Source organism: Chondromyces apiculatus DSM 436, assembly GCF_000601485.1.
Lineage (GTDB): Bacteria > Myxococcota_A > Polyangia > Polyangiales > Polyangiaceae > Chondromyces > Chondromyces apiculatus.
The window spans coordinates 131,844-139,065 of the sequence record NZ_ASRX01000026.1 but is presented as its reverse complement, the minus strand read 5'-3'; the positions used below and the strand labels follow the sequence as shown (position 1 = coordinate 139,065).

The following is a 7,222-nucleotide window of genomic DNA, read 5'->3' as shown; positions in this document are numbered from 1 at the left end:
CCCACCTCCCGGCGGGCTCCCTCCTCCTGGCTACGCTCGATGTAGCTCAGGTATGAGGTCTCTGCGCAGCTGGCCAGGATGAAGGGGCACAGGCATCCGTGCGCATAGCCCAACGTGCTGTGGGTCTTCACGTTGAGCCTTGTGCTGTTACAGCTTGAGAACCGAGCTCGATCCCACACCCCTTCTCCAGAGGGCTGGGTCGGGGCACAGATCACGCAACCTCATACGCCTACCAAGTGTCCTGGGTGCCCGATGGTTCGCCGAAGTGAAAGGGCGGGGGTATCGAAGTCATCTGGAGTTGGGTGTGGACTCGCATCCTACAGTTGGGACGTTCCTGAGGGCTTCTTCCGTAGCTCTGAACTTCGACTTCTCAGTATTTCAAGACACAGATCATGGGAGCCACTCTCATTTCGTAATCATGAGGAGCTGAGGGTTGATACGCTTCTAGAACCTTGACCCTTCGTTGGTTCAGAGTCGCAGCCGTGAGTAGTGTCGCCATTGGTGTGGCGATTGCCGTCGGGTTCACTCCCTATGTTCGGTATCGAGCCCAGTCTGTCGCTGCTGGATACGGCGCTGTCGCAAACATAGAGGCAGTCCGGCTGGGTTGGGCCGCGATTCACCTTGAAGGAATCAGCGTTAAGCTAGCAGATATGCCCAGCGCTGATGTCCATCTTGATCGGGTGGATATCCGTGTAGGAGCTTCGCAAACGCAGGTGAACGTGCAGGGAGGGACGATATCGGCAGTAGGATCTGTGGAAACAGTGCTGGGAGAGTTTGACCACTGGCGACACAATTCCCGGAAACGGCCCTCGGGCGGCGCAAGTGAAAGCCAAACACATTCCAATTTCAACGGTATTCGCTTCACCTGGAAAGACAGCGTGGAGGCGCCAACTCAATCACTATCTGCAAGCGGCGTACGGCTTCTTGGGGGAACGCCAACCACCATCATCGCGGCAGATGAGGCGGCGGCCACGAGCCAGGGCACTACGGTCCGGTTGCGTGGACCGCGGATTTCACTGGCTCGGTCGGCGGATCGTTACAAGATCGCCGAGATCGAAGCTGCAGAGTTCAGCGTTGACGCCTCGATTCGACCTGCTCAGCTTCCAGGGCCAGTTGGATCCTCCCAGGTTGATTTGACCAGCGCAGAGCCCATCGCAACGGCGCTGCGCAATGACAGGCTACCATCAACGCGTGCAGGCGCTTCAGAGTCAGTAGGAGAGGCGCGTCGGCAGTCGTCTTATGATCGTGGCGTGGTGCTATGGACGACGCTGATTCAGGGAGCTCAGGGCATCGACGGTGTACTGGCTCCCGGCGCACGGGTGGAACTAGATGGCTTCCGAGCGCGAATCCGAATAGCCGATGACCAGCTTACATTGGGACCGGGAAGCTTCTCCATCCGCCGTGAAGAGCAGGCACTTTCTATCGATCTGTCGCCTCAGCAATCGCCCGAATCAGGCTCACGACCTTCAGGGAAGATTCCGGATGCCGATCCTACTTCAGGACTTCCGAGCGACGCCCTGCGGCCAGCGTTGCTGTTTCGACTCCGTATTCCCCTCCACCCGATCACGGACTCGGCTCCGAAGATCACCGCTGATATAAACGGGGGTCCGATTTCATTGGCCATGCTGGGCTTGCAGGAGGGCGACTTGGGGCTCTTCAACGTGAGTCAGGCATCGATCTCCAGCCGTGCCCACTTCGAACTAACGGCTGACGGGCACTCGCTCTCCCTCGACGGAAGTGGAAGGCTGCAAAACCTTTCGTTGCGCAGTTCGGCATTGTCGGAAGAACCGATAGCCGGAATCGATCTCGCGTGGCGCGCGAAGGGCAGCGCGAAGCTGGATGGCTCCCGCGCCCATGTGACAGAGGGTGAATTCTCCCTCGGCGCTCTTCGGGTGCTCGCCAAAGGTGAGTATCAGCGCTCTGGCAGTACCTTCCGGGTGCAAGGCGACGTAGAGGTCCCTCTCGTGCCTTGCCAGGCGATGCTCGATGCCATTCCTGATGGACTTGTGGCGAAGGTCAAGGATGTGCGCCTCGCAGGCTCTTTTGGCCTCAAGGGCAAGACCCAGTTCGACACCTCTCGACTTGAGCGCGACTTCAACCTCAGCTGGCAACTGACGAACAGCTGCCGCGTGACCGAAGCGCCGCCCAAGCTGTCAGTCGACAACCTGCAGCGCCGGTTCACTCGCCAGGTGCAAGGACCTGACGGGAGCTTTACCGAGCTCGAGTCGGGGCCAGGCTCTCCTCATTGGGTCCCATATGGGGCCATCTCTCGCTTCATGGAGGTGGCCGTGATGACCACCGAGGATAGTGGCTTCCACAGGCACCGCGGCTTTGATCAGGAAGCGATCAAGAACTCCATACGCGAGAACCTGCGACAGGGGCGCTTCGTTCGTGGAGCGAGCACCATCAGCATGCAACTCGCCAAGAATCTCTACCTTGCGCGAACCAAGACGCTCTCGCGGAAGCTCCAGGAGGCCTTGCTCACCATGTACCTCGAGCAAGAGCTGACCAAGGAGCAGCTCATGGAACTCTACCTAAACGTGGTGGAGTTCGGGCCGATGGTGTTTGGAATCGGGGACGCCGCCCAGCACTACTTCAACACCACGGCTTCTCAGCTCTCACTCGGCCAGGCACTGTACCTTGCCTCTATCCTGCCCAATCCCAAGGTTCAGCACTTCGTTGCTGGTGGCGCTGTGTCACCAGGGTGGACGAACTACCTGCGAAAGCTCATGGAAACGGCTGCAAAGCGCAAGTGGATCACCGAGGAGGAACTGGAAGAGGGATTGAGCGAGACAGTCGTTCGCGGACTGGCGGTGCCACAGCGTACCCGCTCTTCCGAGCGAGCCAGAAGTCATGGCTCTTCAGAGGACGAAAGCGATGCGGGAGGCTTCGGTCTGACTCCTCCCGATGACGAGCTGAGGCCCTGAAAGAACGCGATGGGTCCCTGAACGGCAGAAGTGCTCAGGTGGCGGCAGGCCGGTTTCTTGAGCGCAAGCGCAGGAAGAACTCCCGCAGCAACCCCGCGCATTCCTCCGCGCGCACCCCGGCCGTCACGGTGAAGCGATGGTTCAGCCGCGGATCTCTCCCGATGCTGTACAGCGTGTCTATCGCACCGGCTTTCGGGTCGGCACAGCCGTACACCAGCCGGGCAACACGCGCATTCACCAGCGCCCCCGCGCACATCGGGCATGGTTCCAGCGTCGCATACACGGTCGCCCCCTCCAGACGCCAGTGCCCCAGCGCGTGTGTCGCTTCACGCAGAGCAACGACTTCGGCGTGCGCCGTTGGGTCCTGGTCGAGCTCCCGGCGGTTTCTCCCCGCCCCGATGCGCATGCCTGCCGCATCCACGACGAGTGCACCGACGGGAACATCACCTGCTGCCGCAGCAGCTTCGGCTTCCTTGATGGCCTCAAGCATCCAGGCTTGGTCCATCTCACCGCTCTGTGTGACCCCTGCGCCGGTCACCTCACGAATCACGCTGACTCTCTCCAGCAAGTCAGCCGTCGCGGGCTGTGCTCCCTAGCGCGTCCAGGAAGATTCGAACTTCCGACCCCCGGCTTCGTAGGCCGATGCTCTATCCAGCTGAGCTATGGACGCTTGCACTGTCATTGATGGCGCGGAACGAATCCCAGCCCCATCGCTGTTGCTCGCGATGTCTCGCGAGGCAGGAACGGGCGTTTAAGCGACCCGAGCCAGGATGTCAAAAGAAAATATCCCGACACCGAGAACTGCTTCTCTGTACCCCGCAGTTTGGCCGATGAAAGCGCACAAAACACAACGCGCGGCGATCCCGAAGGAACAGCCGCGCGCTCTGTATCTCCCCCCGGAGGCGGGGGAGCGGAAGGACGTTGTAATTTAGGTCAGCCCAAGCGAACGAAGCAGGTGAGTGTAAGCAAGCGCCCTGAAGACTGGGCCGGCGCAATTTCAAGCCGAAGCAATCAGTCCAAGCGAAGATGAACGTAAGGCAACGAATCCAAGCAAGATCCTCGGTCGTGTGGACCCAGAAGGTAAGATGGTCCAGACGCCTGAGGCTGACGCTGGTTCCCCTACTGCTTGTTCAGCCGGGGCCCCACCGCGTGTCGTAATCCCTTAGCAGCCTTAGCAGGCTTCGTGCCATCGAGTCCCTGGGCTGCCCAACGTGACACCCGTCAGGGCGGCATACAGCCTTTCACAAGGTCCTCGGCTGGAATGCCTGCAGGACTTCTGGGTTCCATCCTCTGGCGGCAACGCCCTCCTACCGTCGCGTCAGGGCACTCCTGTCGCAGCCAGGGCAGGGGTCTGCAGTTTTTGCAGACCTCCTCTCGTGCCAGGTTCTCAGCGAGAAACCCCGAAGACGTGATCATGCAGTGCTTCCGCATGGCAGCGCTGGCACGGAAGCAAGCGACCCCGTGATGCGATGCCTCCTGCAGGCGTCACGAGCAGGTACTCCCAGTCCCCCCCCTCCGGATCGTACCCAGGAGCCCGTTTTTCCATGACCAGCACGGCCGTTGGAGCCGGTGCCCCGGCCGCATAGTGCATCTCCGCCAGGATGCTTCCCGTCGGCAACTGTCGGGTTGGTCCAAGCCGCTGGTAGGCAGCAGCAACTGGGTTGGCGCGAATCTCCCCTTCCACCGTTCCCGCAAAGTGCTGGGAACGCACCCGTGGACCTGCCAGTGGCCACGACCGCAGGACCGAGGCGTACTCCCACTGGGAAGCAGGTGGGCTTGCACCCGGCGCTCCCTTCGACGCAGATGACGCAGATGACGCAGCCGCGGCTGGAAAGATTGCCCTTTCCGGGGCTGCGCTGAGCCACTGTCCCTCCGAGGACTTCTCGGCGGCACTTCGGGTCGTCGAGCAGGCAAGCAGCAACACCAGGGGCGCGAGGCAGGCTCGGGACGCCATCCGCGCCTGATGCTACCGTATGGCGATGAAAGCAACCGCCTCTCGGCGTGTCACCCACGCGATCCTCCTGGCAGCGGGCATGGCGCTCGCGGCCGTTGCGGTGGTGGCGGATGCACCGGACGCCCTTGCGCAGTCCTCCTCACGGCGCGCTTGGCTCGGCGTCGAGCTCGCTCCTGGAACGGGTGGCGGCGTGGTCGCCAAGCACGTCGTCACCAACTCCCCGGCTGGCAAGGCTGGCCTCTCTGACGGTGACCTCATCCTCGCTGCCGATGGCATCCCCCTCGAGGAGCCCCGCCAGCTCGTCGCCCGTGTCGCCCTGCTCGGCCCTGGCAACACCATCCAGCTCAAGTTGCGCCGAGGGAGCACCGACAAGCAGGCCACGGCCACCCTGGTCCAGTTCCCCGGCGATGAGCAGCTCCTCCGCCTCGACAAGATCGGCACCTTCGCGCCCACCTGGAAGCAGCCCCTCGACGCCGTCTCCGGCACTGTCCCGTCGAGCATCTCGGGCCTCCGCGGCAAGGTCGTGCTGCTCGACTTCTGGGCCACCTGGTGTCAGCCCTGCCGCATGATGTCGCCACAGCTCTCCAAGTGGCAGACCACCTACGCCTCTCAAGGCCTCGCCGTGGTCGGCGTCACCACCGATGACGTCCCCACGGCCACCCGCACCGCCCAGGCCCTCTCCATGACCTACGCCGTCGCCTCCGACGCCCAGGCCGCCACCATGTCGACCTACGGCGTCCGCGCCCTCCCCGCGATGTTCGTCATCGACAAGAAAGGTGTCATCCGCGACGTGCTCGTCGGCTACGACCCCATGCGCCACGCGGAGCTTGAGAAGCTCGTCCAGACCCTCCTCGCGGAGCCAGCCCCCACCCCCTGAGCCCTGACCCCCCTCCCTTGACTCCCCCCGCCCTCTCCACCCCCTGATCCCCGCACCCCTCTCCCCGCATGCTCCAGCTCGTCGACGAGCTCCTCTGGGCACTGCGCCGCGAGGGCTTCACCATCTCCACCGCCCAGGCCATCGACGCCGCCCGCGCTTGCGCCCTCGTCGGCTTCTCCGATCCTGCCACCCTCCGCGGAGCACTCGCCACCGTGGTGGTCGAGCGTGCCCAGGATCGCGACCGCTACGCCGCCTGCTTCGACCGCTTCTTCACGCCTGGCCAGGGCCACATCGGCGACATGTGGGCCCGCCTCCGGGACCTTGGCTTCTCGGACACCGAGCTCGGCGCCCTGCGCGACCTCGTCGACGCAGCGGCCCAGCATCGACGCGGCGCAGAGACCGCCTTCCGGGCGACCACCGGCACCGAGGGCGAGCTCGACCACCTCCTCCTCTCCGCGGGCGCCATCCGCACCCTCGCCCCCCTCACCAGCCCGCGCCAGGCCGGGTTCTTCACCCAGCGCCTCCTCGACCAGCTCGGCGTCCCCACCGCCGCCTCTGCCCTCGCCCGCATCCGCCAGGCGCTCCGTGAAGCCATCGGCGACCAGCGCGGCGACGCCCTCGCGAACGCCCTCTCGGCCGAGCTCGAACGCGTCCGCCGCCGCGTCAGGACCCACGTCGACACCGCGGCCCAGCGCGCCGAGGCCAGCGACCCCGAGCGCGGCGGCCCCATGGACACCCCCTTTGCCGCCCTCTCCGAAGCCGACCTCGCCGAGGTACGCCGCGGCATCCGTCGCCTCACCGAGCGCCTCCGCGGCGCCGAGCGTATCCGCCGCAGAAAAGCCCGCAGCGGCCGCATCGACCCGCACGGCACCCTCCGCCGCAGCCTCCGCACCGGCGGCGTCCCTCTCACCCTCGTCCGCCGCGTCCGCCGCCGCGACCGCCCCCGGCTCTGGGTCCTCTGCGACATCTCCGACTCCGTACGGATCGCCTCGCGCTTCTTCCTCGAGTTCCTCGTCGCTGCCCAGGACCTCTTCGACCGCACCCGCTCCTTCGTCTTCGTCAGCGAGATCGCCGAAGTCACCCGCCTCTTCGACGAGCTGGACCCCGAGCGCGCCCTCGCCCGCATCGAGTCGGGCGCCGCCGTGAGCCGCGCCCACAACTCCAACTACGGCCGCGCCCTCCGCGACTTCGAGGCGCGCCATGCCCCCGAGATCGACCGCCGCACCACCCTCGTCGTCCTGGGGGATGGCCGCACCAACTACCTCCCCGACGAAGCTGCCACCGTCCGCAGGCTCCGCGAGCGCGCCCGCGCCGTCCTCTGGCTCTGCCCCGAGGGCCCCTCCGCCTGGACGGGCGACAGCGCCATGCCCCGCTACGCCGCCGCCTCCACCAAGGTGCTTGTCGCGCGGACCGGCCACGAGCTCGAAGCCGCGGCGCGGGAGGTGGCCGCCTGGCGCGCTTAAG

General features: G+C 64.7%; 4 protein-coding genes and 1 tRNA gene. 3 read left to right on the top strand and 2 right to left on the bottom strand.

The features are described 5' to 3' along the window. Nucleotides 1-752: 752 nt before the first annotated feature. Nucleotides 753-2,927 (top strand): biosynthetic peptidoglycan transglycosylase, encoded by a 2,175-nt coding sequence (locus CAP_RS48240; RefSeq protein ID WP_197041243.1) that lies wholly within the window; start codon nucleotides 753-755, stop codon nucleotides 2,925-2,927. Between the two features lie 34 nt (nucleotides 2,928-2,961). On the opposite strand, the gene tadA is transcribed toward CAP_RS48240, so the two are convergent. Then, nucleotides 2,962-3,432, bottom strand: coding sequence for a tRNA adenosine(34) deaminase TadA (tadA, locus tag CAP_RS18585; protein WP_044242866.1), 471 nt, complete (start codon nucleotides 3,430-3,432; stop codon nucleotides 2,962-2,964). 91 nt (nucleotides 3,433-3,523) lie between these two features. Further along, nucleotides 3,524-3,597: transfer RNA gene (locus tag CAP_RS18580), tRNA-Arg, on the bottom strand. A gap of 1,309 nt (nucleotides 3,598-4,906) precedes the next feature. Between CAP_RS18580 and CAP_RS44915 the strand changes: the two genes are divergently transcribed. Both CAP_RS44915 and CAP_RS18570 read left to right on the top strand, forming a co-directional pair. Continuing rightward, nucleotides 4,907-5,758: a TlpA disulfide reductase family protein gene (locus tag CAP_RS44915; protein WP_197041242.1), complete on the top strand. Its 852-nt coding sequence runs from the start codon at nucleotides 4,907-4,909 to the stop codon at nucleotides 5,756-5,758. Nucleotides 5,759-5,826: 68 nt separating this feature from the next. Further along, a complete protein-coding gene (locus tag CAP_RS18570; protein WP_044242821.1) occupies nucleotides 5,827-7,221 on the top strand; it encodes a VWA domain-containing protein in 1,395 nt (464 codons plus the stop codon). Nucleotide 7,222 lies beyond the last annotated feature (1 nt).